General features: G+C 72.7%; 5 protein-coding genes. All 5 read right to left on the bottom strand.

All coding sequences use genetic code 11. The annotated features are described in order from the left end of the window. Positions 1-8: 8 nt before the first annotated feature. Positions 9-8,522 (bottom strand): SDR family NAD(P)-dependent oxidoreductase, encoded by an 8,514-nt coding sequence (locus IP92_RS14210; protein WP_145875982.1) that lies wholly within the window; start codon positions 8,520-8,522, stop codon positions 9-11. Continuing rightward, positions 8,519-11,527 (bottom strand): type I polyketide synthase, encoded by a 3,009-nt coding sequence (locus tag IP92_RS14205; protein ID WP_145875980.1) that lies wholly within the window; start codon positions 11,525-11,527, stop codon positions 8,519-8,521. Before IP92_RS14205 ends, IP92_RS14210 begins: the two co-directional genes overlap by 4 nt. Next, a complete protein-coding gene (locus tag IP92_RS14200; protein ID WP_145875978.1) occupies positions 11,524-18,546 on the bottom strand; it encodes a non-ribosomal peptide synthetase/type I polyketide synthase in 7,023 nt (2,340 codons plus the stop codon). The genes IP92_RS14205 and IP92_RS14200 overlap by 4 nt, the downstream gene beginning before the upstream one ends. After that, positions 18,539-23,050: a MupA/Atu3671 family FMN-dependent luciferase-like monooxygenase gene (locus IP92_RS14195; protein WP_145875976.1), complete on the bottom strand. Its 4,512-nt coding sequence runs from the start codon at positions 23,048-23,050 to the stop codon at positions 18,539-18,541. Before IP92_RS14195 ends, IP92_RS14200 begins: the two co-directional genes overlap by 8 nt. Beyond that, the coding region (locus IP92_RS14190) for a non-ribosomal peptide synthetase (protein ID WP_145875974.1) at positions 23,050-25,827 on the bottom strand (2,778 nt) is incomplete at its 5' end. The genes IP92_RS14195 and IP92_RS14190, both read right to left, overlap by 1 nt.

Here is a 25,827-nt window from a genome sequence, read left to right as displayed (position 1 = left end):
GCCACCGCTCAGAATTCGAACTCGGCCGCGCCGGCCGGCGCCGCATCGATCGCGCCACGCCGGGCGAGCCGCGCGGCCCGCTCGGCCAGATCGGCATCGCCCAACCAGTTGTCCAGGTCCGGCGCCGCTTCCGGCGCCGCCGCGGCGGCTTCCAGCATCCTTTCGTAGGAATCGGCCACCAGCGCGACCGCCTCCCCGTCATAACAATCGTCCCGCGTGTAGAACACCACCTCGAGCTGCTCGCCCGGCACGACCATCACGGACAGCGGCAGGTCGGAGCGGTCGACGTGGTGCACCCACAGCACGTCAAGTTCGCCGGCGGCCGCCGGCGGCGCCGTCAGCGGGAAGTTCTCGAACACGAACAATGTGCCGGAGGCGCCGCGCAGGCCGTCGCGGCCCAGCGCCGCGCAACTGCGCGCCAGCGGCAGGAAGCCGTGTTCGGCGCGCTCGACCTGCAGCCGCTGCAGCGCCTGGGCGGCGCCGGCCACGCTGACGACGCCATCCAGGTCGACCCGCACGGGCACGGTGGCGAGCAGCGGACCGACGATGCGCTCGACGCCATCCAGCGCGTGGGGACGGCCCGCATGCACCGTCAGGAACGTGACGTCGTGCCGGCCCGTGTGGGCGGCCATCGTCCAGCACCAAGCAGCCTGCGCCAGCGCGGCCAGCGTCACCCGGCGCGTGCGCGCGGCCTCCGCCAACCGGCCGCTCAGCGCGGCGCTCAAGCGCAGCGCATGGCGGTGCTGCACGGCCGCGCCCCCCTTGTCCGCCCGCGCCGGAGCCTGGCACGCGAACGGCGGCAGCGGCGCGGCGCCGGCCAGCAGGCCGTCCCAATAGGCCTGCGCGCGCGGCGCATCGAAGCCACGCAGCCAATCCGCGTAGCGGCCGAACGGCACCGCCGGCGCCAGCACCCCGGCACCGCGGTACAGTGCCGCCACGTCGGCCAGCACGATGCCGCGCGACCAGCCGTCGGACACGCAATGGTGTTCGGCAACCAGCATGCGGTACCGCGCCGGCGCCATCCGGATCAAGTGGATGCGCAGCAGCGGCGCGCGGTCCGGCGCGAAGCCGGCGCGCGCATCGTCGTCCAGCAGCCGCGCAAAGCGCGCTTCCTGCTCGTCCGCCGGCAGCGCCGACCAATCCAGTTCGACCCACGGCAGCGTGGCGCGGCGCAGCACTACCTGCAGCCAGCCGCCATCGCGGCCCGGCACGAACGCGGTGCGGTAGACGGCATGGCGGGCAACGACGCCCTGCCATGCGGCGCGCAGCGCGGCGGTATCGAGCGCGCCGCCCAGCTCGTTGACGAGGTGCGACACGAAGGTGCCGGCCACGCCGCTGACCTGCGATTCGTAGATCATCCCGGCCTGCATCGGCGTGGCCGGCGCCACGCTGTCGACGTCCGCGGCGGCGATGCCGCGTGCGGCTAGCTGCGCCGCCAGGTCCGGGTGCTCGGCCGTCCAGCGGCGCGCCGCCGGCGCCTCGGCCAGCGCGCGCAGCGCGGCGGCGAAACGCTCCGCCAGTGCCGCGACGGCCGTGCGCGGATAACGCTCGGCGCCATGGATGAACGACATGCGCAGCGCGCCATCGACCACGGCGCCGACGACGTCCAGTTCATGGATGCGCTGCTGCCCGGGGGCGATCTGCGCGCCCGGCGCCTCGCTGGCGAAGCGCAGCAGCCGGTCGTCCTCGACGTCGAAACGGCCCAGGTAGTTGAAGCTGACGGCAGGCGCATGGCCCGCCGCCAGCACTGCGCGGGCCGCCGCGTCGTCGCCATGGCGCAACGCCAGGTACGGCCGGCCGGCGCCGGGCACCACCGCCAGTTGCGCATGCAGCGCCGCCGGCAGCGCGGCCAGCGGCACGCCCGGCGCATCGATCGCCACCGGATACATCGCCGTGAACCAGCCGACGGTGCGCGACAGGTCGATGCCGTCCGCCGTGCCGCCCCGGCCATGGCCCTCCAGCGTCAGCAGCAAGCGTCCGCCGGCCCAGTCGCGCCAGGCGTCGTAGAAGGCCGCCAGCAGCACGTCGTCCGGCCCCATGCCGGCGGCGGTGGGCAGCGCATGCAGCACGGCCTCCGTCAGCGCCGCATCGAAACGCAGTTCGACGGCCTGTTCGGTACCGCGCAGGTTCGCGCCGGCGGCCGGTGCCGGCAGCGCGCCGGGCAGCGCCGTGGCGTCCCGCCAGTAAGCCAGCGCCGCGTCGCGGCTTGCCGCCGCCTGCGCGGCCTGCGCCGCGACCCAGTCCCGATACGACGTGGACTTGCGCCCCAGCCGCGGCATACGCCCTTGCTCCAGCTCGGCGATGCAGTGTTCCAGGTCGTCGACGAGGATGCGCCACGACACGCCGTCGACGACCAGGTGGTGCGCGACGATCAGCAGGCGATCGTCGGCTGCCGTGGCGCCTTGCAGGTAGCCGGCGCGCAGCAGCGGGCCGCGCGCCAGGTCAAGGCCCGCCTGCAGCGCGTCGCACGCCTGCGCCAGCGCTGCCTCGCCCGGTGCGACAGCGATCACGTCGAGCGGCACCGCGACGTCGCCGGCCAGGTGCTGGACCACGGCGCCATCGGCTTCGACGAACCGGGCGCGCAGCATGTCGTGTTGCCGAACCAGCGCCTGCAAGGCCTGGCGCAGCACGTCCGGCGCGATGCGGCGCTGCAGCCGCAGCAGCACGGACTGGTTCATGTGATGGCGTGCCGCGAAGTCCTGCGCGAAGAACCAGCGCTGGATCGGCGCCAGTGGCACCGGGCCCGTCAACGGCGCGGCGTCGTCCTCGGCACCGTCGTCGACGGCGGCCGCGCGGGCCAGCTCGGCCAGCGTCTGGCACTCAAAGATCGCGCGCGGGGCCAGGCCGATGCCGGCCTTGGCAGCCCGCGCGACCAGCTGGATCGCCATGATCGAATCGCCGCCCAGCTCGAAGAAATTGGCGGCGGCATCGTCGACCGGCACGCGCAGCACGTCGCGCCACACGGCGGCCAGCCGCTGTTCCATCGGCGTCAGCGGCTGCGCGGCGGCCGCGATGCCGCCCTCCTGCACCACGGCCAGCGGCGTGCCGAAGTCGTCGCAGGCCGTTGCCGGTGCCGGCGCGCGCAGCGTCCACGCTGCGGCCAGCGGCGCGTCGACGTGGCGCGCGATGTTCGGGCTGGCCGCATCGAGGCCGACCAGCACGACGGGAGCGTCGGACGACGAGGCCAGCCACAGGCTGTCCAGGCCCTGCGCCGGCGCCAGCGGCAGATAGCCGCGCGCCGCGCTCTGGGCCTTCAGGGCATAGCCGCGGCTCATGCCCACTTCGTCCCACATGCTCCAGTGCAGGCAGCGCGCGCGGCCGCCGGCGGCGCGGCGCCGTGCCACCAGCGCATCGAGGGCGGCGTTGGCGGCCGCGTAGGCTGCCACGCCCGCGCCACCGAAATACCCGTTGGCGGAACCGAAATGCACGATCTCGACGCCCGGCCGGTCGGCCAGCACGTCGTGCAGCACGGCCGCCCCGCGTGCCTTGGCGTGCAGCGCATGCAGCAATGCGGCATCGTCCAGCGCCGCCACGGGTGCTTCGACCAGCGCGCCGGCCAGGTGGAACACGTGCGTCAGCGGCACCTGCCAGCGCTGCTGGTAGTGCGCCAGCTGCGCGGCCACGCCGGCGCCGTCGCACACGTCCTGCGCCACGCGGGCGTAGCGTGGATCGCCGGCGTCGCCTTGCGGCACGGAGCGGCCCAGCACCAGCACATTGAGCGCGGTGTGCTCCAGCAGCCATGCGGCAAGCGCCGCGCCGATGCCGCCGGCACCGCCCGTGATCACGCACCAGCCGGGGTCGGATAGTGCGGCGGGCGGCTGCTCCGGAGCACAGTACCGCAATGCCTGGACATAGCGGCCCGCCGGGCGCAGGGCCACCACGTCATGCGCCGCCACGCCGCCGATCTCGGTCGCCAGCGCGGCCAGGCTGCCCGGGTCCGCGGCGCCGACGTCGATCTGGCGGCAGCGCACGGCGGGCAGTTCCAATGCCAGCGAGCGCACGAAGCCCTGCAGCGCGGCGTGTTCCGGCAGCGCGTCCGCATCGCCCGGCAGCGCGAACGCGGCGCCGGTGACGACGTCCAGCATGTCGACCTGGCCCGGCTGCGCCGTTGTGATCGCGCGTGCCAGCGCGGCCACGCTGCGCAGCGCCGCATACTCCGGCTGCCACGCGATCGTGGCATGGACGATGTGCCAGCCCTGCCCCGTTTCTTCGTGCAGCGTCGCCAGCAGCCCGCTCCACTGCTCGGTGTCGAGCGGGTCGAGCGTGAACTGGTCAATGCCGAGCCGGGCATAGCGTTCGCCCGGCAGCACACGCACCAGCCGGGTCGCGTGGTGCCGCAGCAGGTCGGCCGGCAGCTCGGTACCGGCCAGCAGCACCGGCATCGGCCGGGCCGGCCGAGGTGCGGGCGCCGGCAGCCAGGCGGGCGCGTGGAACCATGCCGGCAGCGTCGCCGGCGCCCCCGCGTCGAGCCGCGCGTCGAACTCGCCCGCGTTGAAGCGCTGCGCCAGTTGCAGGCGCTGGATCTTGCCGATCGATGTGCGGGGGAATTCCGCCGGCGCCAGGGACACGACGAACGTGGGCGCGATACCGCCGCGGCTCAGCAAAGCCTGCCGCAGCGCGCGGCGCACCCGTTCCAGCGCGCCGGCGGCGCGCTCGTGCACGCTGAAGAACAGCGCCAGACGGTCTGTATCGTGGCCTGGACCACGCACCGCGCAAGCCGCAACGTGCGCCTCCAGCACGTCCGGCACCTCTTCGGCGATCTGTTCCAGTTCGTGGCCGTGGTAGTTCAGGCCATTGACGATGATGACGTCCTTTTCCCGCCCCGTGATCGTCAGGCTGCCGCCGCGCAAGGTCGCCAGGTCGCCCGTCACGTACCAGCCGTCGGCCGTGAACGCCGCGGCGTTGGCCGCGTCGTTGTTGAAGTAGCCCGCCGTTACGGGCGCGCCGCGGATCTGCAGGCGGCCTTCGGCACCCTCCGGCAGCACCCGGTCGGCGCCATCGACGATCCGCAGCGCCACGCCGGGCACCGGCGCGCCGACGGCCACGAAGGCGTCGTCGTCGCTGCCCGCCGCCAGCGTGAAGGCGGGATTGAACGTGACGCCCGAGCAGGTCTCGGACATGCCCCAGGCCGGCTTCATCGCGTCGCTGCGCAGGCCGTACGGCGCCAGCCGGCGCAGGAACGTGCGGGCCGTGCGCGGCACGATCGATTCGCCCCCGTTCAGGATGAAGTCCAGCGGCGCCAGGTCCCATGGACCGGCTTCAGTGGCTTCCAGCGCCTCGTTGACGAGCGCATAGGCGAAGTTCGGCGCCCACGTGTTCGTGACGCGGTGCGCGCTGAGGCAATCGAGCCAGCGCAGCGGCTGCGTCAGGATGGCGCCGGTCGGGCACTGGATCTGGTCGGCGCCCAGGTAGACGTCGAGCAGGTGGAACATCACGAGCCCGCCCACGTGGTCGAGCGGCATCCAGTTGAACGAGACGACGGCGCTGTCGAAGCCGAACAGCTGCGCGGTCGCCTGCGAGCGGCTGATCAGCGCGCGGTGCGACTGCCGCACGGCCTTCGGGGCGCCGGTGCTGCCCGACGTGAGCAGCAGCAGTGCGGTGTCGTCCGGTGCGCCCGCGTGCCAGTCCGCGCTGGTCGGATACGCGCACAGCGCGGCGATGTCGGCCTGCGGCAACGCGACAAGGTCCAGCCGCCGCGCGAGCGGCGCTGTGTCCGCGCCCTCCTGGGTGATCACCAGCGCCGGCGCCAGCACGGGCCAGGCGTTGACGATCTTTTCCATGTGCTTGTCGCCATTCTCGCAGCGCGCCGGTACGGCGGCCGGCACGGGCAGCGCACCGGCCAGCACGCAACCCCAGAAGGCGGTCAGCATGTCGCGCCGGTCGTCCAGTTGCAGTACGACGCGGTCGCCCGGCCGTACGCCGTGCGCGCGCAAGCCTGTCAGCACGGCGCTGGCGGCCGTCCACAGCGCCGCGTAGCTCTGCCGCTGCGCCGGCGCGGCCGTGTCGTCCAGATAGGTGATGCCGTGCGCACCATGCCGCGTGGCCGCAGCGTGCAGCATGGCCGCCAGCGACCACGCGCAAGTGGGCGGCTGCAGCGGCGCGCCCTCGGCCAGCGCCGGCTGTGCGTCCGCCGGCACCACCGGCTGGGTCGCCGGCCGCGCTGGCCGCGGCACGGCGGCTGGGCGTTCATAGGTCAACGGGGCCGGCACGGCCGGCGCCTGCCAGACGGTGGCCACGGCCTGCGCCGGCATCCCGGCCGCGGCCGCGAACCGAGCGCATGCCGCCGCGTTCAGCACCGGCAGCCGCGCCAGCGCCGCGCAGTCGAGGGTGCCGTCACGCAGGTACGGCAGCCGGTTCACGGCCACGTAACCCGCCGGCAGCCATGCGGCAGGCAGGCGCGCGGCCAGCAGCGCAGCCAGCGCATGCGGCTCGATCTTCTGGTTCAACACCACGTAGGCGACGCCGCGCCAGACGCCGTCGCGGTCCTGCCGCGCCAGCACGGCGGCCGCCGTGACGGCGGGAATGCGCACCAGCGCGTCCTCGACGCGGGCCAGGTCGACACGGTGCCCGTCCAGCCACGCGTGGCCGGCTGCGAACCCGTCGAGCCGCGCGGCGCCGCGCACCACCCGGCCCGCCAGCCCGGTCGCTATGCCGGCAGCCGCGGCATCCGGCTGCCAGTGCCATTCGCCCGGCGCATCATGTGGCAGCGGCTGGCCAAGCGCGTTCACGCTGCGCAGCACGCCCCGGTGGTGCACGGTGCCGCCGGGGGCACGCAACACGCAGGGGCCCGAGGCTGGATCGCTCCAGCACTGCCAGGCCCCTACTGCCGCGCCGGCCCCCGGCTCGGCGCCATGCAGCAGCACGAGGCGCCGCCCGGCCAGTTGGTCAGCGCCCAGCGCTGCCAGCTCGCCCGGCCCCAGCACCAGCACAGTGGCCTGTGACTGATCCGCCAGCACGGGCGTGCCCGCGCTGCCGCACCACGCGCGCGCGGCGTTGGCCATGTCGTCCGCCACGGCGGTGCCGAGGTAGGCGCTGTCGCCGGGGTGCAGTGGGCAATGGGCGGCCAGCAGACCGGCGCCATCGATCTGGTCGCCGTGCAGCGCGGGCGCCGCCTGGGCGTCCAGCAGCCCGTCGACCGGCGTATCGGGCGCCGCCAGCGCCTGCGCCAGCAGCGCGATGAACGTGTCGCGCAGGCGCTCCACCGTGGCCACCGCCAGCAATTGGCGGCGATAGGTCAGCACGCCGTGGCCTGGGCCGGCGCCGAGGAACAGCTCGAAGATCAGGTCGAATTCGCTGGCGCGCCGCGGCAGCTGCACCGCCTCGATCTCCAGGCCCGGCAGGCGCAGCACGCTGGCCTCGGTCGACTGCAGCGCGAACAGCACCTGGAACAGCGGCGGATACGCGGCCGAGCGGTCCGGCCGCAGCGTATCGACGACCTGTTCGAACGGCACGTCCTGGTGCGAAAACGCGTCCAGCGCAACCTGGCGCACCTGCCGCAAGTAAGCGCGGAACGTGCCCTCCCCGATCCGGCTGCGCAGCACCACCGTGTTCGAGCACATGCCGATCATGCCGTCGAAGCGGCGTTCGCGCCGGTTTGCGACCGGCGTGCCGATGCTGATGTCGCCCGTGCCGGCAAAGCGGCCCAGTACCAGCTTGAATGCGGCGGCAAGCACCATGAACGTGCTGCCGTTTTCCGCCTCGGCCAACCGCCGCGCGGCTTCGCACAGCGCAGCGGGCAGCTCGAACAGCAGCGACGCCGCCTCCAGGCCGGCGCCGTCGCGCGGCCGTTCGCACGGCAACGGCCAGCACGCGGGGGCGCCGGCCAGCTGCCGCTGCCAGTAGGCCAGCTGGCGCGGCGCGGCGCTGTCGAGCCATTCACGCTGGCGCCGCACGTACTCGCCGTATTGCGGCGCCGGCGGCAGTGCCGCATCGGTGCCTTGCAGCGCGGCCGCGTAGGCGGCACTCAGCTCCGTCTCGATCAGCCGCAGCGACCAGCCGTCCGCGACGATGTGGTGCAGCACGGCCACCAGCACCGTGTCGCCGGCACCGGCCGTCAGCGCGGTCACCCGCAGCAGCGGCCCCTCGTCCAGGCGGAACGGCGCGGCCAGCAGGCGCGCGATCGCTTCGTCGACGGCGCCCGGCTGCACCGTCGCCCGCCCCAGCGTCAGCGGCTGGTCGGCCAGCACTTCGCGGCGCGGCGTGCCTTCACTGTCGACGAAGCGGGTGCGCAGGATTTCGTGGCGCCGCACCAGCGCGTTCAGCGCCCGTTCCAGCGCCTGCGCGTCGAACCGGCCGCGCAGCCGCAGCACGGAAGCGATGTTGTAGGCCGCGCTGTCGCCCTGCATGCTGTCGAACAGCCACATGCGCTGCTGGGCGGGGGCCAGCGCGCCGTCGTCCGGCTCGCCGCGGGGGGCGGCGGAAGACGGCGCGGCCGCCGGTGCGGCCTGGGCGGCGAGCTTGCCGAGCAGCGCGTTGCGTTGTTGCGGCGTCAGCGCGGCCAGCCGTTGTTGCAGGGTACTCATGCCAGCGCTCCTTCCGCTGCCGGCGCGGCGCCCGCCTCCAGTTCGGCCAGCAGCCGTTCCAGCATCTCGGGATCGGCGGCCGCGGCCTGCTGCGCGAGCAGCGCCTGCGTCAGGCCGGCGATCGTCGGCGTCTCGTAGATCGCCTGCACGGGGAGCTCGATGCCCGTGACCTCGTGCAGCCGGCTGATGATGCGCGTGGCCAGCAGCGATTGCCCGCCCAGCGCGAAGAAGCTCTCGTCCGGCCCGATGTGGGCGCTGCCCAGCAGCTCGCACCACACGGCCGCCACCTGGGCCTGCAGCGCATCGGCCGGCTCCGCAGATGCGACGGCGACGCTGGCGGCGACAGGCGCCACGGCCGCCGGCGCCGGCAGAGTGGCCGTTGCGCCCGGCGCATCCACCCAGCAGCGGCGCCGCTCGAATGGATAGCCCGGCAGCGGCACCCGGCGGCAAGTGCGCTCCGCATACACGCTGGTCCAATCCACCGTGGCGCCGCGCACCCACGCGGCGCCGAGGGCCTGCAATACGGCGGTCATGGCGTCGCCCCCCTGCGTGGGAGCGGCCGCCAGCACGGCTGCGTGGCCCGGCGCCGGCAGCGCGCCCTGCACCAGTGCGGCGGCGGTGGCGCCGGGGCCCATGTCGATGAACACGTCCGCCAGCGGCGCGGCCGCGGCCACGGCGGCGCCGAAGCGTACCGTGCCACGGGTCTGTTCCAGCCAGTAGCCGGGGTCGAGCCAGCGCTCCGGCACTTCCACGCGACCGGTCAGGCACGACACCAGCGGCATGCGGGCCGGCGCACCGCGCACGCCGCGCAGCACCTGGCCATATGCATCCAGCATCCCGTCGAGCCGGCGCGAATGGAACGCATGCGACGTGCGCAGCGGCTGGCCGTCGCCGCCCGCGGCGCGCACCGCGGCCAGGCATTGCGCCACGCCGGCATGGCTGCCCGCGACGGCCACGGCACGCGGGCCGTTCTCGGCCGCCAGGTCGCATTCCCATTCCGGGTGGGCCGCCAGCAGCGCGGCCGCCTCGGCGCCGGACAGGCGCAGCGCCGCCATCGCGCCCTCGGGCTGTGCCTGCATCAGCCCCGCGCGCGCCGCCACCAGGCGGATCGCATCGCCTGCCGCGAACACGCCGGCGACGCAGGCGGCCACGTACTCGCCCAGGCTGTGGCCGAGCAGCACGGCCGGCTGCACGCCCCAGCTTTGCCACAGCCGCGCCATCGCATACGACGTGGCGAAGATCGCCGGCTGGGCCCATTCGGTGCGCTGCAGCGTCGCGTCGTCGCCTTCCTGGAGCAGCAGCGGCAGCAGTGCCGCGCCTTCCGCGCCGAGCGCCGCGCAGCATGCGTCGATCGCGGCCCGGTAGACGGGCTGGCTCCGGTACAGCGGCCCCGCCATGCCGGCGCGCTGCACGCCCTGGCCGGGAAACACGAAGGCCACACGCGGCGCTGCCGCCGCTGCCGTTGCCATGGCCGGCGCGGCCAGCGCAGCGGCGATCTCGGGCCAGCTGCCGCCCACGGCAAAGCGCCGGTGCGCGAAATGTTCACGGCCGCATGCCAGCGTGTACGCGGCATCGGCAGTGCCGCCATCAGCGGCCGCCGCGTGCGCAGCCAGGCGGGTGGACAGCCGCTCCAGCGCGGCCGGCGTGCGGGCCGACCATACCAGCAGCTCGGGGCCGCCAGGTGCCGCCGGCGGCGCGGCCGGGGCCTCTTCGACGACCACGTGGGCATTGGTGCCGCCCAGTCCGAACGAGCTGACGCCGGCCCGGCGCGGCGTGGCGCCGGCCGGCCACGGGCGCAGCGCCGTGTTCACGCAGAATGGGCTGGTGACGAAGTCGATCGCCGGATTCGGCGTCGCGTAGTTCAGGCTGGGCGGCAGTTGGCCGTGGCGCAGCGCCTGCGCCACCTTGATCAGTCCCGCCACGCCGGCGGCCGATTCCAGGTGGCCGATATTCGGCTTGACGGAGCCCAGCGCCACGCTGCCCGGCGCCACGCCGGCGAACGCCTCGCCCAGCGCGGCCAGCTCGATCGGGTCGCCCAGCCGCGTGCCGGTGCCGTGCGCCTCGACGTACGACACGGACGATGCCGGCACCTCGGCGAACGACAGCGCCTGCCGGATCACGTCGCGCTGGCGCGTCACGCTCGGTGCCGTGAAGCCCACCTTGGCGGCGCCGTCGTTGTTGACGGCCGCGCCGCGGATCACGGCGTGAATGGTGTCGCGGTCGCGCAGCGCGTCTTCCAGGCGCTTCAGCACGACGATGCCGGCGCCGCTGCCGAACACGGTGCCGCCGGCGGCGGCGTCGAAGGTGCGGCAATGGCCGTCCGGCGAATTGATGCTGCCCGGCTCATACGGATAGCCGGCATCGGCCGCGTTGACCTTCGCGCCGCCCGCCAGCGCCAGGTCGCACTCGAACGAGATAAGCGCGCGGTAGGCCAGCGTGACGGCGACGAGGCTGGACGAGCACGCGGTATCGACGCCGATGCACGGGCCGTCCAGGTTCAGCTTGTAGGCGATGCGCGACGCGGCATAGCACTTGTCGTTCCCCAGCAGCAGCTGATGCATGCCGAGGGAGCGCAGCAAGTCCTGGCGCGGCATGAGGTTGTGCAGCAGGTAGCTGTTCAGCCCCACGCCCGCGTAGACGCCGACGGCGCCCGGGTACGTGGCCGGCACGTAGCCGGCATGCTGCATTGCCGCGTACGCGCATTCGAGCAGCACGCGGTGTTGCGGATCCGTGATCTCGGCCTCGCGCGGCGTCATGTCGAAGAACTCCGCATCGAAGTCCTCGGCCTCGGCCAGCCGCGCCGCCGCCGGCACATAGGCCGGGTGCGCGCGCAGCTCGGCCGGCACGCCCAGCGCATCCAGTTCGGCATCGTCCAGCCGGCGCACCGATTCGACGCCAGCGGCCAGGTTGGCCCAGAACGCGTCGATGTCGGCGGCGCCGGGGAAACGCCCGGCCATGCCGATGATGGCCACACTCTGGAACAGGGTCTCGTCGTTGCTCATCATTTCGCTCCGCTCATTGCCAGTTCGCGCTGCCGCAGCAGCGCCGCCTTGCGCCGGTCCGTCTGGGCCGCCGCCGCGGTGTCATCCTGCTCCGGCGCCGCCGTCTCGCCCAGGTAGGCGGCCAGCGCGGCGATGCGGGGGTACTTGAACAGGTCCACCACCGACAGCCGGTCGCCGAATGCGCTCTTCAACTGCTTGTGCATGCCGACGATCAGCACGGAATCGCCGCCCAGTTCGAAGAAGTTGTCCTCGACGCCGATGCGGTCGACCCGCAACGCTTCCTGCCAGATGGCCAGCAGCCGCTGCTCGATGTCGTTACGCGGCGCGACGATCGTGCGCGCCGGCTGTTCCGCCACGTCGCCCCGTGCCAGCCGCGCGCGGTCCACCTTGCCGTTCGGCGTCAGCGGCAACTGCTCAAGCTCGATGAACGCGGCGGGGATCATGTATTCAGGCAGGTGTGCGCGCAGCTGCTCACGCAGGTGTTCGCTCAGTTGCTCACTCGGTTGCCCGACGCTGGCGTGCGCCGGTGCCACCGCCGCCGGCCGGCCGCCATCCCACGCGTCGACCTGCGCGGCACTGACGCTGCCGCCGACCATGCTGTGCACGATCAGCTGGCTCTGGCCCAGGCCCAGCAGGCCGGGCAGTGCCGGATCGAGGTAGCCGATCGGGCACAGGCCGATCAGCTGGGCCGGTGCCTGCTCCATCAGCAGCTGGCCCATGTAGCCCGCCTCCACGTGCAGGAACTGTTCGGCCACCGCGTCGCCGTACACGGGCGCGATCGCATTGCGCTCTCCCACCAGGTACAGCGCGAACGCGGCTGCCTCGAACACGTGCGGGTTCTCGCCGCGGCCGTAGTGGCCCGCATCGGGCTCGCCCGCTCCGGCCACACGGATCAGCGTGTGCTGTTCCGGGTGGTAGTAGTAGATGCCGGCATCCAGGCCGTCGATGCGCCCGTGCTTGACGTGCAGGTAGGCCTGCACCGCATGCAGGCTGCCGGCGGACGCGTAGCGGTACTTCGGCAATGCCAGCGCATCGTCCTGCAGCGCGGCCAGGTGCGACAGCCACGTGCCGAGGCGCTCCAGCGTCAGCGGCGCGCCGTGGTAGGCGCGGTAGCTCTTGCGCCGGCGGTACGCCGCCGTATCGGCGGGCGCCTTCGGCAGCGCCAGTGCCGTGTCGCCCGCGCGGGCCGGCCGCAGGCCCGGCTTGGTCAGCTTGAACTCGACCAGCCGTGCGTGCGCCGGATCGTCGTCCCCGGCCGGCTGGGCGGCGGCGCCGACCAGGTAGGCCACCAGGCGGCTGCGGTTCTTGCGCCCCGCATCGTCGGCCGCCACCACCACCGCATCGCGGCCCGTGTATTGCCGCAGCACGGCTTCGACTTCGCCCAGTTCGACCCGGTAGCCATTCACCTTGACCTGGAAGTCGTTCCGGCCCAGGAACTCGATGTCGCCGCACGGCAGCCAGCGTCCCAGGTCGCCGGACTTGTACAGCCGCTGGCCGGTGACGGGATGGTGCACGAACAGCGCCGCCGTGCGTTCGGGATCGGCGAGATAGCCGAGCGCCAGCCCGTCGCCGGCAACATACAGTTCGCCCGGCACCCACAACGGGCAAGGTTGCAGCTGACTGTCGAGGATGTGGATCTGCTGGTTGACCATCGGCCGGCCGTACGGGATGCTGTCCTTGTCCCAGTCGGCCGGCACCACCGGATGGCACGCCGACCAGATCGAGCATTCCGTCGGCCCGCCCGCGCCCAGCACCGCCGTGTGCGGCCACAGCGCGGCCATCCGGGCCGGCAGCGCCGGCGGAATCCAGTCGCCGCTCAGCAGCGCAATGCGCAGCGGCATCGGCGCCGGCCCACCTTCGGCCGCGGCATGCGTGACGAGGATCTGCATCAGCGCCGGAACGGAGTTCCACACGGTGACGCGGTGCTCGCGAATCAACGCGCTCCAGTGGGTCGGGTCGCGCAATGCCGCCGCGGCAGGCATCACCAGCGCGGCGCCGCACGACAACGTGCCGAACAGGTCGTACACGGACAGGTCGAAGTTCAGCGCGGACAGCGCGAACACGCGGTCTTCCGGCGTCAGGCCGATGCGGCGATTGATGTCGGCGGCCGTGTTGGCGGCGCCGCGGTGCGGCACCATCACGCCCTTCGGCCGGCCCGTCGAGCCGGACGTGTAGATCACGTAGGCCAGGTCGTCCAGCTGCTGGCGCGGCGTCAGCAGCGGCGTGCCGGGCGCCACGGGCGCCACGTCTTCCAGCACCACCGCCGCGCAGCGGGCCCGCGTGGCCAGCTGGTCCGCCAGCGCGGCGCTGACGACGACCTGGCGCAGGCCGCTGTTCTCCAGCAGGTAGGCCAGGCGCTCGTCCGGCAGCGCCGGGTCGATCGGCAGGTAAGCGCCGCCGGCCGCCAGGATGCCCATCACGGCGACGACCTGCTGCCAGCCCTTCTCCATGTAGATGCCGACCGGCTCGGCCGGCGCCACGCCGCGCTCGCGCAGCAGCGCGCCGAGGCCCTGCGCATGGGTGAGCAGTGCGCCGTAGGTCAGCACCCGGTCCGGCGCGATGACGGCGGCACGTTCCGGCGCCGCCAGCGCCTGCGCTTCGAAGCCGCGGTGCAGCAGCGGCAGCTCCTGGGTGAACGTCGTGTCGTTGGCGGCGGCCAGCAGCGCGCGCTGCTCAGGCGGCAGCAGGTCCGGCGCGGCCGTGTCGTGCCATGCGGCCGCATCGTCGACCAGCTGCTCGATGTAGCGGCAGTAGGTGTCGAACATCGCATCGACCATCCCGGCCGGGAACAGCACATCGACGGCATCCCAGTTGAAGCGCAATTGGCCCTTCCATTCCATCACCTGGTGGTCGAGCCACACCTGCGAAGTCTGGCTAACGCCGAACACTTCCTCGCCCAGTTCGTCCGTCGCATCCGTTTCGTGTTCCAGCGCGCGCACGCCCAGCGTGCTGGTGAACACCACCGGCATCGCCACGCGCGAGCCGTTCCGGCGCGTCATTTCGCGCAGCACGTGGATCGCGCTGACGTAGCGGTGATCCAGGTCGGCCCACAGCTGCTTCTGCACGCCTTCCGCATGCGCCAGGAAGGCGCCCGGATGGCGCAGGTCCACTTCGAGCAAGGTCAGCGACGTGAAATCGCCGACGATCTGTTCGACCTGCTCGTGGAACGGATGGCGGCTGTACATCGTCAGGTTGATCGTGAAGTGCGGCTGCGCGCTCCAGCGGGCCAGCACCCGCGAGAACGCCGCCATCAGCACGCCCGACGGCGTGAGGCCGGCACTGACGGCCTTCTGCTTCAGGGCCGACCAGCGCTCGCGCGGCATCTGGTAGCTGCGCCGGCTGAACTGCGGATTGCGCAGCGCCGATGGCGCCTGCGCCAGCGGCAGGTCCGGTGCCGGCGGCAGGCTGCCGATGCGGTCGAACCAGTAACGCTCGGAGTCGCGGTACGCGGGGCTGTCCTGCAGCGCGCGCTCGGCCAGCACGTAGTCGCGGAACGAGAAGTCGATCGGCGCCAGCGCCAGGGCCGGCTCGCGGTACAGCTGCAGCCACTGCTCGATCAGCATGTTCATGCTCCATGCGTCGACCAGCAGGATGTCGATGCTGATGCACAGGCGGAAGCGCCGCGGCGCGGCGCGCAGCGCCTTGATGTCGAACAGCGGCCAGCGGTCCGCGGGCAGCACCTGGTGCGACATCCGCTCGCGCAGCGCCAGGCGGCGCCGCTCGGCCTCGTCCTCGTCCAGGTCCGCCAGTTCGATCACCTCGAACGCATACGGCGGCACCTCGGCCAGGATCTGCTGCTCGCCGCTGGGCAGGAAGATCGCGCGCAGCATGTCGTGCCGGCGGATCAGCACGTTCCAGGCGGCGACGAAGCGATCGAGTTCGCCCTGCCGGATATCCACCTCCAGGTAGATGTGGGTAGCCACGTCGCCCAGCTCCATCGTGCCGCTGCGGCCGACCCAGTAGGCTTGCTGGATGTCGGTCAGCGGGAACGGCTCGTGGCGGTGCGCGTGATCGGGCGCGACGCGGGTCAGCGGCGCGGCCGCCGCGGCGCCCTGCTCCGTGCCGGCGCGCCCTTCCAGGCACGCGGCCAGGTCGCCGAAGCGCGGATGGTCGAACAGCTCGGCGAGCTTCAGCTGCACGCCCAGCTGGTCGCGCACGACGGCCGTCAGCTGCGTCGCCAGCAGCGAATCGCCGCCCAGTTCGAAGAAGCTGTCGTCGGCATTGACCGCGGCCACGCCGAACGCCTGGCGCCAGATCGCGGCCAGCCGTTCCGTCAGCGTATCGGCACGCGGCGCTTGCTGCGCGGGAGCCGCAACTGCGGCGGCTGCGGCCACGGTGGTATGCGCTGCCGCAGCCGCTGCCGGTACCGGGGCGGCGCCGGCGTCGGCCGGATCGATCCAGTAGCGCTTGCGGTCAAACGCATAGCCGGGCAGCGGCAGACGCAGCCGCCGTTCGCCCGCGTACACGCCGTCCCACTCGACACGGCAGCCGCGCACCCACAGGCCGCCGAGCGCCTGCAGGTACACCTCGTGGTCGTCGCGCGGGTCGTGCGCATGGCGCGCCGACGGCAGCACCGCGTCGGCCACGCCGAAGCTGCGCCGCGCCAGCGTCGTCAACGCCTGTCCGGGGCCGGCCTCCAGCAGCACGTAGCCGCCGTCGTCCAGCACGCGCCGCAGCGCGTCGCCGAAGCGCACGGTGCCGCGCAGGTGCGCCACCCAGTAGGCCGGATCGGTGGCCTGCGCGGCAGTGACCCAGTCACCGCTGACGTTCGACAGGTAGGGTCGCGCCGGTGCGCGCAGCGTCACGGCGGCCACGCGGGCGGCGAATTGGTCCAGGATCGGCTCGACCATCGCCGAATGGAACGCATGCGACGTGTGCAGCCGGCGCGTTTCCGTGCCGGCCGCCGTCAGTTCCGCCTCGGCCGCATCGATGGCCGCCGCCGGGCCGGACAGCACGCAGATGGCCGGGCCGTTGACGGCCGCCACGTCGCAGCCGCGCGCCAGGTACGGCGCCAGGTCCGCCTCCGGCAACGCCACCATCAGCATCGCGCCAGCCGGCAGCGACTGCATCAGGCGGCCCCGCTCGGCCACCAGCGCGGCCGCGTCTTCCAGCGTCAGCACGCCGGCCAGCGTGGCGGCCACATATTCGCCGATGCTGTGGCCGATCATCGCGTCCGGCACGATGCCGACGCTTTCCCACTGCCGCGCATACGCATAGCCGAGCGCGAACAGCGCCGGCTGCGCGAGATCGGTGCGCGCCAGGCGGTCCGCATCGGCGCCGCCGTCGAACAGCAGCGCGGCCAGGTCGACGCCGAGCGCGCGGGCGAAGTGCGCCGCGCAGTCGTCGAAGGCGGCCCGGAACGCCGGTTCGGCAGCGTACAGGCCGCGCGCCATGCCGACGTGCTGGGCACCCTGGCCGGGGAACATCAGGCAGACCTTCGGCGCATGGCGTACCGCGCCGGCGCCCTGGATCCGGCGGCTGTCGGGCGTCAGCGCAGCGGCGGCATCGGCAGTGCCGCGCACCGCCAGCGCGGCGCGGTATTCGTATTCGCGGCGCCCCACCTGCAGCGTGTAGGCGGCGTCGGCCAGGTCGATGTCCGGATGATCGCGCAGGTGCGCGCCGATGCGGCCGATCTGGCGCTCCAGCGCGGCCGGGGTCTTCGCCGACAGCACGATCAGGTGGGCTGGCCGGACCGACGCCACGCCGTGGCGAGCCGGCGCCTGCTCCAGGATCGCATGGGCATTGGTACCGCCGATGCCAAACGAGCTGACGCCGGCGCGGCGCGGTGCGCCATTGTCCGGCCAGTCACGCAACGTGTCGTTCACGTGGAACGGCGTGGCGGCGAAGTCGATGTTCGAGTTCGGCGCGCTGTAGTTGATGCTGGGCGGGATCACGCCGCGCTTGACCACCTCGGCCGCCTTGATCAGGCCCGCCACGCCGGCCGCGATGTCGAGGTGTCCGATGTTCGATTTCAGTGATGCGAGCGCGCAGCTGCGCGGCGGCAGCCCGGGCCCGAACGCCTGCGCCAGCGCGGCCACCTCGATCGGGTCGCCCAGCACCGTGCCGGTGCCGTGCGCCTCGACATAGCCGATCGTGGCTGGGTCGACGGCGGCGCGCGCCAGCGCATCGGCCACCACGTCGACCTGGCCGGCCACGCTCGATGCCGTGTAGCCGAGCTTCATCGCGCCATCGTTGTTGACGGCGCTGCCGAGGATCACGGCGTGGATGTAGTCGCCATCCTCGATCGCCTCCGCAAGCCGCTTCAATACGACGATGCCGGCGCCGTTGCCCTTCACGGTGCCGCGCGCGTCCGCGTCGAACGGCCGGCAGTGGCCATCCGGCGACACGATGCTGCCTTCGCGGTACAGCATTCCGGCGTGCTGCGGCGTATCGAGACTGACACCGCCGGACAGCGCGATATCGCATTCATACGACAACAGACTCTGGCAGGCCTGGTGGATCGCCACCAGCGACGTCGAACAGGCCGTGTCGACGTTGACGCTGGGGCCGCGCAGGTTCAGCTTGTAGGAGACGATCGTGCTGGCGAAGCTCTTCTCGTTGCCGATCGAGACCCGCAGCGGGCCCACGGCCTCCAGCAGTTCCGGATGCGTGCGCAGGTTGCGCACGTAGTACGACATCGAGCCGATGCCGGCATATACGCCGATCTGGCCCGCATACCGTTCGCTCGCATAACCCGCCTCGTCGAGCGCCTCGTAGCAGCACTCGAGCAGCATGCGCTGCTGCGGATCGGTGATCTCGGCCTCGCGCGGCGTGAACTGGAACAGCTCCGCGTCGAAGTCCGCCACGCCGTCCACCACGTAGGCCACCTTGACGAAGTCGGGGTTGTTCAGCAGCCGCTCCGGCACGCCGGCCGCACGCAACGTGGCGTCGTCCAGCCGCGTCGAGCTTTCCTTGCCGGCGACCAGGTTGGCCCAGAAGCGCTCCACGTCGGCGGCGCCGGGAAAGCGGCCTGCCATGCCGATGATCGCGATGGCGTTTGCATTGTCGATCGAATCATTCATGTCGTTTTCTCTGTTTCATCCGTTGACGCATTTGCTGAACCGCTTCCTGGCCGGCGCGCTGGCGCCCCGGCCGGGTAACGAGGGAAGGTGCGGCCTGGTCGCGCTGCGCCAGCAGCACGACGAGGCTGTCGATCGTGGGGAACTTGAACAGTTCGATGATGCTCACTTCACAGCCGAAGCGGGCCGCCAGCTGCCGCTGCAGCTTCGGCAGCAGCAGCGAATGCCCGCCCAGTTCGAAGAAGTTTTCGTTGACGCCGACGCTGTCGAGCTGCAGCAGCTCGCACCACAGCGCCGCCAGCGCCCGTTCCAGGTCGCTGCGCGGCAGCGCCCGCGGCGCACCGGCCGACGATCCCCGCTGGCTGCCCGGCGCCGGCAGCGCCTTGCGGTCCACCTTGCCGTTCGGCGTCAGCGGCAGCGCCGCCAGCGGCACGATCGCGGCCGGCAGCATGTGCGCCGGCAGGTGCCCGGCCGCATGGCGCAGCAGTTCGCCGGGATCGGCCGCGGCGCTCGGCGCGCTGGTCACGTAGGCAACGATCGCCGCCTCGTGCTCGTCCGCGCCGCGCACCACGGCCACCGCCTCGGCGACGGCCGGATGGCTGCGCAGCGTCGTCTCGATCTCGCCCAGCTCGACGCGGTAGCCGCGCACCTTGACCTGCTGGTCGAGGCGGCCGAGAAATTCAATGGTGCCGTCGGCCAGCCGCCGCACCTGGTCGCCGGTGCGGTACATGCGCGCGCCCGGCCAAGGGGCATACGGGTCGGGCAGGAAGCGCTCGGCCGTCAGGTCGGGCCGGCGCCAGTAGCCGCGCGCCACGCCTGCGCCGCCGATGTACAACTCGCCGGCGACGCCGATCGGCACGCGCCGCATGTCGCCGTCCAGCACGTACAGCGCGGTGTTTGCCAGCGGCGCGCCGATCGCCGTCTCGCCGTCCTCGATGTGCCGCACGGCCGACCACACCGTGGTTTCCGTCGGCCCGTACATATTGAAGACGGCGCCACCGGTAGCCGCCTGCAGGTCGCGCGCCAGCGCCGGCGACAGCGCTTCGCCGCCGACAAGGAAGCCGCGCAGGCCCGCCAGCGCGGCCGCGCCGTTCTGCTCCAGCAGCAGCTTGGCGAACGACGGCGTGCACTGCAGGTGCGTCGCATCCGGCCGGATCGCCACCTGGCCGGCTGGCGCGCGCGGCGCCTGCGCGAGACGGCGCAGCGCATCCAGGTGCGTCAGGCTCGCCGTCACCTTGCCCGCGTCGACGCCGAAGTCGATCAGGCAGGCGATTTCGTCGACGCCCAGCGCGTGCACGTCCCGCAGCAACGGCTGGCACGATTCCGGGGTGCCGAACAGCGCCCCGGTGGCGAAATAGCGGTTGAAGCCCGCGTCCACCACCAGTTCCAGGTCGTTGCCCGCATCCAGACCTTGGCTCTCGGCGACGGGTTTCAGCAGGTTGATCGCGCTGCGCAGGTAGGCCTTGAACGGTTCGCGCACCGTCTCGCGCGCAGCCTCGACGTCGCCGTCGACATAGGTGTGCAGCATCAGCGTGACCCGGCCGGCGTCCGGATCGAAACCGTGCTCCGCGCGCGCCTGCCGGTACAGCGCGATCTTCTCGCGCAGTTCGGTGAGGCTCTGGCCCAGCAGGTGCGTCAGCACGTTGGCGCCGATCTCGCCGGCGTAGCGGAACGTGTCGGGGCTGGCGGCCGCCGTCACCCACATCGGCAGTTCCGGCTGCACGGGGCGCGGGCGCACGCCCACCTGCACCGTGTTGCCCAGGCCGTCCGTGCGCGCGACGGTCTCGCCGGCCCACAGCTTGCGCACCGTGTCGATGCCCTCGCGCAGCACGCGGTGACGCTCGGCGTAGCGGTCCGGTGCCAGCACGAAGTCGTTGAAGTGCCAGCCCGACGCGAACGCGACGGCGGCGCGCCCGCCGGACAGGTTGTCGACCATCGCCCACTCCTCGGCGACGCGCAGCGGATCGTGCAGCGGCAGCACCACGCTGCCGGCGCGCACCTGCACGTTGGTGGTGATGGCGGCCAGCGCGGCGGCGGCCACCGACGGGTTCGGGAACTGGCCGCCGAAGCGGTGGAAGTGGCGCTCCGGCACCCAGACGGCATTGAAACCGTGGCTGTCGGCGAAGCGCGCGCCATCGAGCAGCAGCCGATATTTGTCGGCCTGCGCATCCTCGTCGGCCGCGAAGTAGAACAGGCTGAAGTCCAGCGTGCCGGCACGCGCCGGCGCAACGGCGCGGCGCCGCGCCGGTTCCGCTTGCGGCGCCGCCTGGGTCAGGGATGCGAGGTGATCGACCTGCAGCAGCACATGGTGGCCGCGTGCCAGGGTCCACAGCAGTTCCAGCACGGAGATGTCGAAGCTGATGCTGGTCAGCGCCGTCCAGACGGGCCTCCCGCCGCGCTCCGGCAGCGACGGCGCGAGGCTGCGATCGAGCCCGGCGAACAGGTTGACGACGTTGCGGTGCGTGACGACGACGCCCTTCGGCCGCCCCGTCGAACCTGACGTGTAGATCACATAGGCCGCATTGGCGCCATCGACGGCGGCCGGCTCCACCGCGGCCGGCGGGCAATCGTGCAGCGCCACCACCGGCACGTCACCGGCCGGGACACGCTCGACGGCGGCGCCGGCAACGACGATCGCGGCCAGTTCCGCGTCGCCGGCGATGTAGCCAATCCGCTCGGCCGGGTATTGGGGGTCAAGCGGCACGTAGGCGGCGCCGGCCAGCAGGATGCCCAGCATGCCGATGACCAGCTCCGGCGAACGGTCGCCGAACACGCCGACGCGTGCCTCGGTACCGATGCCGCGGGCCCGCAGTGCCTGCGCCAGCCCGCCGGCGCGCAGCAGCAGCTCGCGGTAGCTCACATCCGTGGCGCCGAAGCTGAGCGCGATCGCGTCAGGCTGGGCGGCCGCCGTGGCGGCGATCAGGCGGTGGATGCTGGCGCCCGCGTCGAGCGGCACGGCGCTGTCGTTCCAGCGCGCCAGCTGGGCCGCTTCCACCGGCGTGACGAGTTCCAGCTCGGCGAGCGGTGCCGCCGGGCGCGCCGCGATCTGGCGCAGCAGGTGCACGTAATGCCCCGCCATCCGCTCGATCGTGGCGGGCTGGAACAGCGCCGTGTTGTATTCGAACGCGCCGGCGACCTGGCCGCCGGCACGCGTGATCGTCAACGTCAGGTCGAACTTGGCGATGCCGTTGTGCGTGGGCAGCCGCGTCAACGCGAGGCCGGCGGGTGCCGGCGGCGCCTGTTCGTCGGTGAGCATGAACATCACCTGGAACAGCGGCGCGTGCGCCAGGCTGCGTTGCGGCTGCACGTGCTCGACGACCTGCTCGAACGGGAATTCCTGGTGCTCGAACGCTTCCAGCGCCGTATCGCGCACGTGCGCCAGCAGGTCGTCGAAAGTGCCTTCCGCGCCGCCGCGCAGCCGCAACACGACGACGTTCGAGAAGAACCCCAGCACGTCTTCCCATTCGCGCAGGCGGCGGTTGGCGATCGGTGTGCCGATGGCCAGGTCGTGCTGGCCCGTGATGCGCGCCAGCTGCAGTCCAAACACGGCAAGAAGCGCCATGTAGGCGCTGGCGCCGCGGGCTTGCGCATGAGCCGCCAGCCGCGCCACGTCCGCCTCCGGCAGTGCGAAATGGTGCACGGCGCCGTCGTAGCGCTGCACCGGCGGGCGCGCGTGATCGAGCGGCAGTTCGATCAGCTCCGGCAAACCGGCCAGCTGTTCGCCCCAGTAGCGCTGCTGCCGCTGCCACTCGGCGCCACCGGCCCACTGCTTCTGCCACGCCACGTAATCCTGGTAACCGGGCCGCGCCGGTGCCTGCGCCGTTGGCGCGCCATACAGCTGCCACAGGTCGCGCGCCAGCAGGTCCATCGACCAGCCGTCCGACACCACGTGGTGCATCGTCAGCAGCAGCACGTGTTCTTCCGCGTCCAGCGCGACCAGCGTGGCGCGCAGTAGCGGCGGCGTGGCCAGGTCGAACAGCCGGCGCGCCTCGTCGCGCATCATGTCGTCCAGCGCCGCGGCGCGCGCCAGCGGCGCATGGCCGACCAGCGACACGTGGGCCAGGTCGAGCGCGGCCGGGCCGGCACGCCGCACATAACCTTCCACACCACCCTCGAAGGCGCTGCGCAGCACGTCGTGCCGGGCCGGCAGCGCGGCGCACGCCCGCTCCAGCGCCGCCACGTCGAGCGGACCGCGCAGGTGCCACGCGGCCGGCACGTTGTAGGCACAGGACGTGCTGTCGATCTGGTGCAGGAACAGCAGCCGCTGCTGGGCGAACGACAAGGCGGCGGGATCCGCTGGCGCGGCCGGTGCGCTGGCCAAGGGCGGCGCGGCGGCGGGCTTCGCGCCGGCCTGCTCGATCGCCCAGATCAGCTCCGCCTTGTTATCCGCCATGCGGCGCTTCAGGTCCGGGCTCAGCGCCTTGTCGGGCGCGGCGAAGTGCAGGCGCCCTTCCTCGACCCACAGGCGCACGTTCAGGCGCCGCAGTTCACTCATCAATTCATGCATCACAGCACTCCCACGTCAAGGTCGTCGGCGGATGCCTGCTCGCCGCCGGTGCGCTCCGCGGCAGCCGCGGCCCAGCACAGGTTGTCGATCCGCTCGGCCTGGTCGGCCAGGCGCGGATACAGGAAAATGTCGCGCACGGCCGTCGCGACCCCGAACGCGGCCGGCATGCGCGCATTCAACGCGGTGGCCAGCAGCGAATGCCCGCCGGCGCTGAAGAAGTCGTCGTGCCGCCCCACCCGTTTCAGGCCCAGCACCTCGCACCACAGGTGGGCCAGGCGCTGCTCCGTTTCGCTGACGGGCGGATCGAAGTCGGGCACGTCCGCCGCCAGCGGCAGCAGGGACAGGGCCTTGCGGTCGATCTTGCCGTTCTGCGTCAGCGGCAGTGCCGTCTCCGTCACGATGCGGGTCGGCACCATGTACTCGGGCAGCTGGCCGGCCAGCGCGCGCCGCAGCCCGGCGCTGGTGACGGGGGCCGTGCCGTCCGGTTCGACAAAGGCGACCAGCGCATCGACGCCATCGCCCAGCGGCCGCACGACGGCAACGGCGGTGCGCACGCCTCCCGCGGCCACCAGGACGCTTTCGATCTCGCCCAGCTCGATGCGGAAGCCGCGCAGCTTCACCTGGTGGTCGGCCCGGCCCAGGTAGGCCAGCCGGCCGTCGTGGAGGTGCCGCACCAGGTCGCCCGTGCGGTACAGCCGTTCGCCGGGCGCCGTCGCATGTGGGTTCGGCACGTAGCGCTCGGCCGTCAGGGCCGGCTGCCCCAGGTAGCCGCGCGATACGCCGCACCCCGCCAGGTACAACTCGCCCGGCGCGCCCGGCGGCACGGGGCGAAGCGCCGCATCCAGCACGTAGGCACGGGTGTTGTGCAGCGGCCGGCCGATCGTCGGCGGCTGCGCGCCGCCCCGCTCCACCGGGCCGCCGGTCGAGTAAGTCGTGTCCTCGGACGGGCCGTACAGGTTGTAGACGGCCCGCACGTGGTCGCGGGCATGCAGCTTGTCGACCAGGCTGCGCGCCAGCGCCTCGCCGGCCAGGTTCACTACGCGCACGCTGGCCGGCAGCGCATCGGCCGCCAGCAGCGCCTCCATCGCCGACGGCACCGTGTTGACCAGCGTGACGGGCCGCGCCGGCGGCCGTTCGGCCAGGACCAGCGCATCGCGCACCAGCAGCACGGTGTGGCCGGTGACCAGCGGCAGGAACAGCTCGAACACGGACAGGTCGAAGCAGATCGACGTCGACGCCAGCACGCAGCGCAGCGCCTCCGCATCGAACTCCTGGCGCGCCCACGCCAGCATCGCCACCGCGTTCGCGTGGGTGATCGCGACGCCCTTCGGCCGGCCGGTCGAGCCGGACGTGTAGATCACGTACGCCAGCTGGCCCGGCAATGTGGCCGGCAGCGGCGCCGGCGCCACGGGATCGTGCGCGGCGTCCACCAGCGCGACGCGCGTGCCGGCCGGGACGAGCGCCGTGAGCCGCTGCGCACCCTCGCCGTCCACCAGCACCACGGCGGGCCGCGCGCTGTCGGCGATATGCGCCAGCCGGCCGTCCGGGTAATGGGGATCGAGCGGCACGTAGGCGCCGCCCGCCTTCAGCACGGCCAGCAGCGCGACGACCAGGTCGGCCGTACGCGGCAGGCAGACGCCGACGGTGTCTTCAGGCCGCACGCCCAGCGCGCGCAGTTGCTGGGCCAGCGCATTGGCGCGGCCGTTCAACGCCGCGTAGCTGACCTCCGCGTCGTCGCACACCAGCGCGATCGCATCGGGCGTGCGCGCGGCCTGCGCTTCGAACAGCGTGTGCAGGCAAGTGTCCGGATACGGTGCCGCGGTGGCGTTCCACGCGGCCAGTTCGGCGCGCTCGGCGGCGCCCAGCAAGTCCATTGCCTGCAGCGGCGTGTCCGGCGCGGCCAGCACGTGCTCCAGCACGGCCACGTAATGACGCCACAGCCGCGCTACGCTGGCCGCGTCGAACAGGTCGACGTCGTATTCCAGCGTGCCGGCCAGGCTGCCGCCACGCTCCTGCAACGTCAACGTCAGGTCGAACTTGGCGACGTGCTGGGTGGCCGGCAGCACTTCGCTCTTCACCTGCGGCAGCGCGATCGTCTCGGCAGCGCCATGCAGCAGGTTGAACATCACCTGGAACAGCGGGCTGTAGCTGAGGCTCCGCGCCGGCTGCAGCGCTTCGACCAGCTGTTCGAACGGCAGGTCCTGGTGTTCGTGCGCGGCCAGCGTGGTTTCGCGCACGGCCGCCAGCAACGTGCGGAAACTGGCCGCGCTGTCTACGCGGGTGCGCAGCACCAGCGTATTGGCGAAGAAACCGATCAAGCCGTCCAGTTCCGCACGCGGCCGGTTCGCGACGGGGCTGCCGACCGCGATGTCGTCCTGGCCGCTGTAGCGGGCCAGCACCAGCTGGAAGACGGCCAGCAACGTCATGAACAGGCTGGCCTGGCCGTCGTGGCCCAGCGCCCGCAGCGCCGGCAGCAGTTCGGCCGGCACGGCCACGGGCAGGCTGGCGCCGGCATGGCGCCGCGCCGCCGGGCGGGCCCGGTCGGTCGGCAGCTCCAGCAGCGGCGGCAGGCCGTCCAGCTGGCGGCGCCAGTAGTCCAGCTGCCGCGCGCCCCGCTCGCCGGCCAGCCATTCACGCTGCCAGCACGCGTAGTCGATGTATTGCAGGGCCGGCGCGGCCGGCGGCGCGGTACCCGCCAGCGCGGCGGCATAGCCCTGTTCCAGCTCGCGCCACAGCAGTTCGATCGACCAGCCGTCGCCGGCGATATGGTGCAGGCA

Source organism: Pseudoduganella flava, from assembly GCF_007830495.1.
Taxonomy (GTDB): domain Bacteria; phylum Pseudomonadota; class Gammaproteobacteria; order Burkholderiales; family Burkholderiaceae_D; genus Rugamonas; species Rugamonas flava.
Note: the sequence above shows the minus strand (reverse complement) of the source record. Positions and strands in the feature narration are given on the sequence as shown.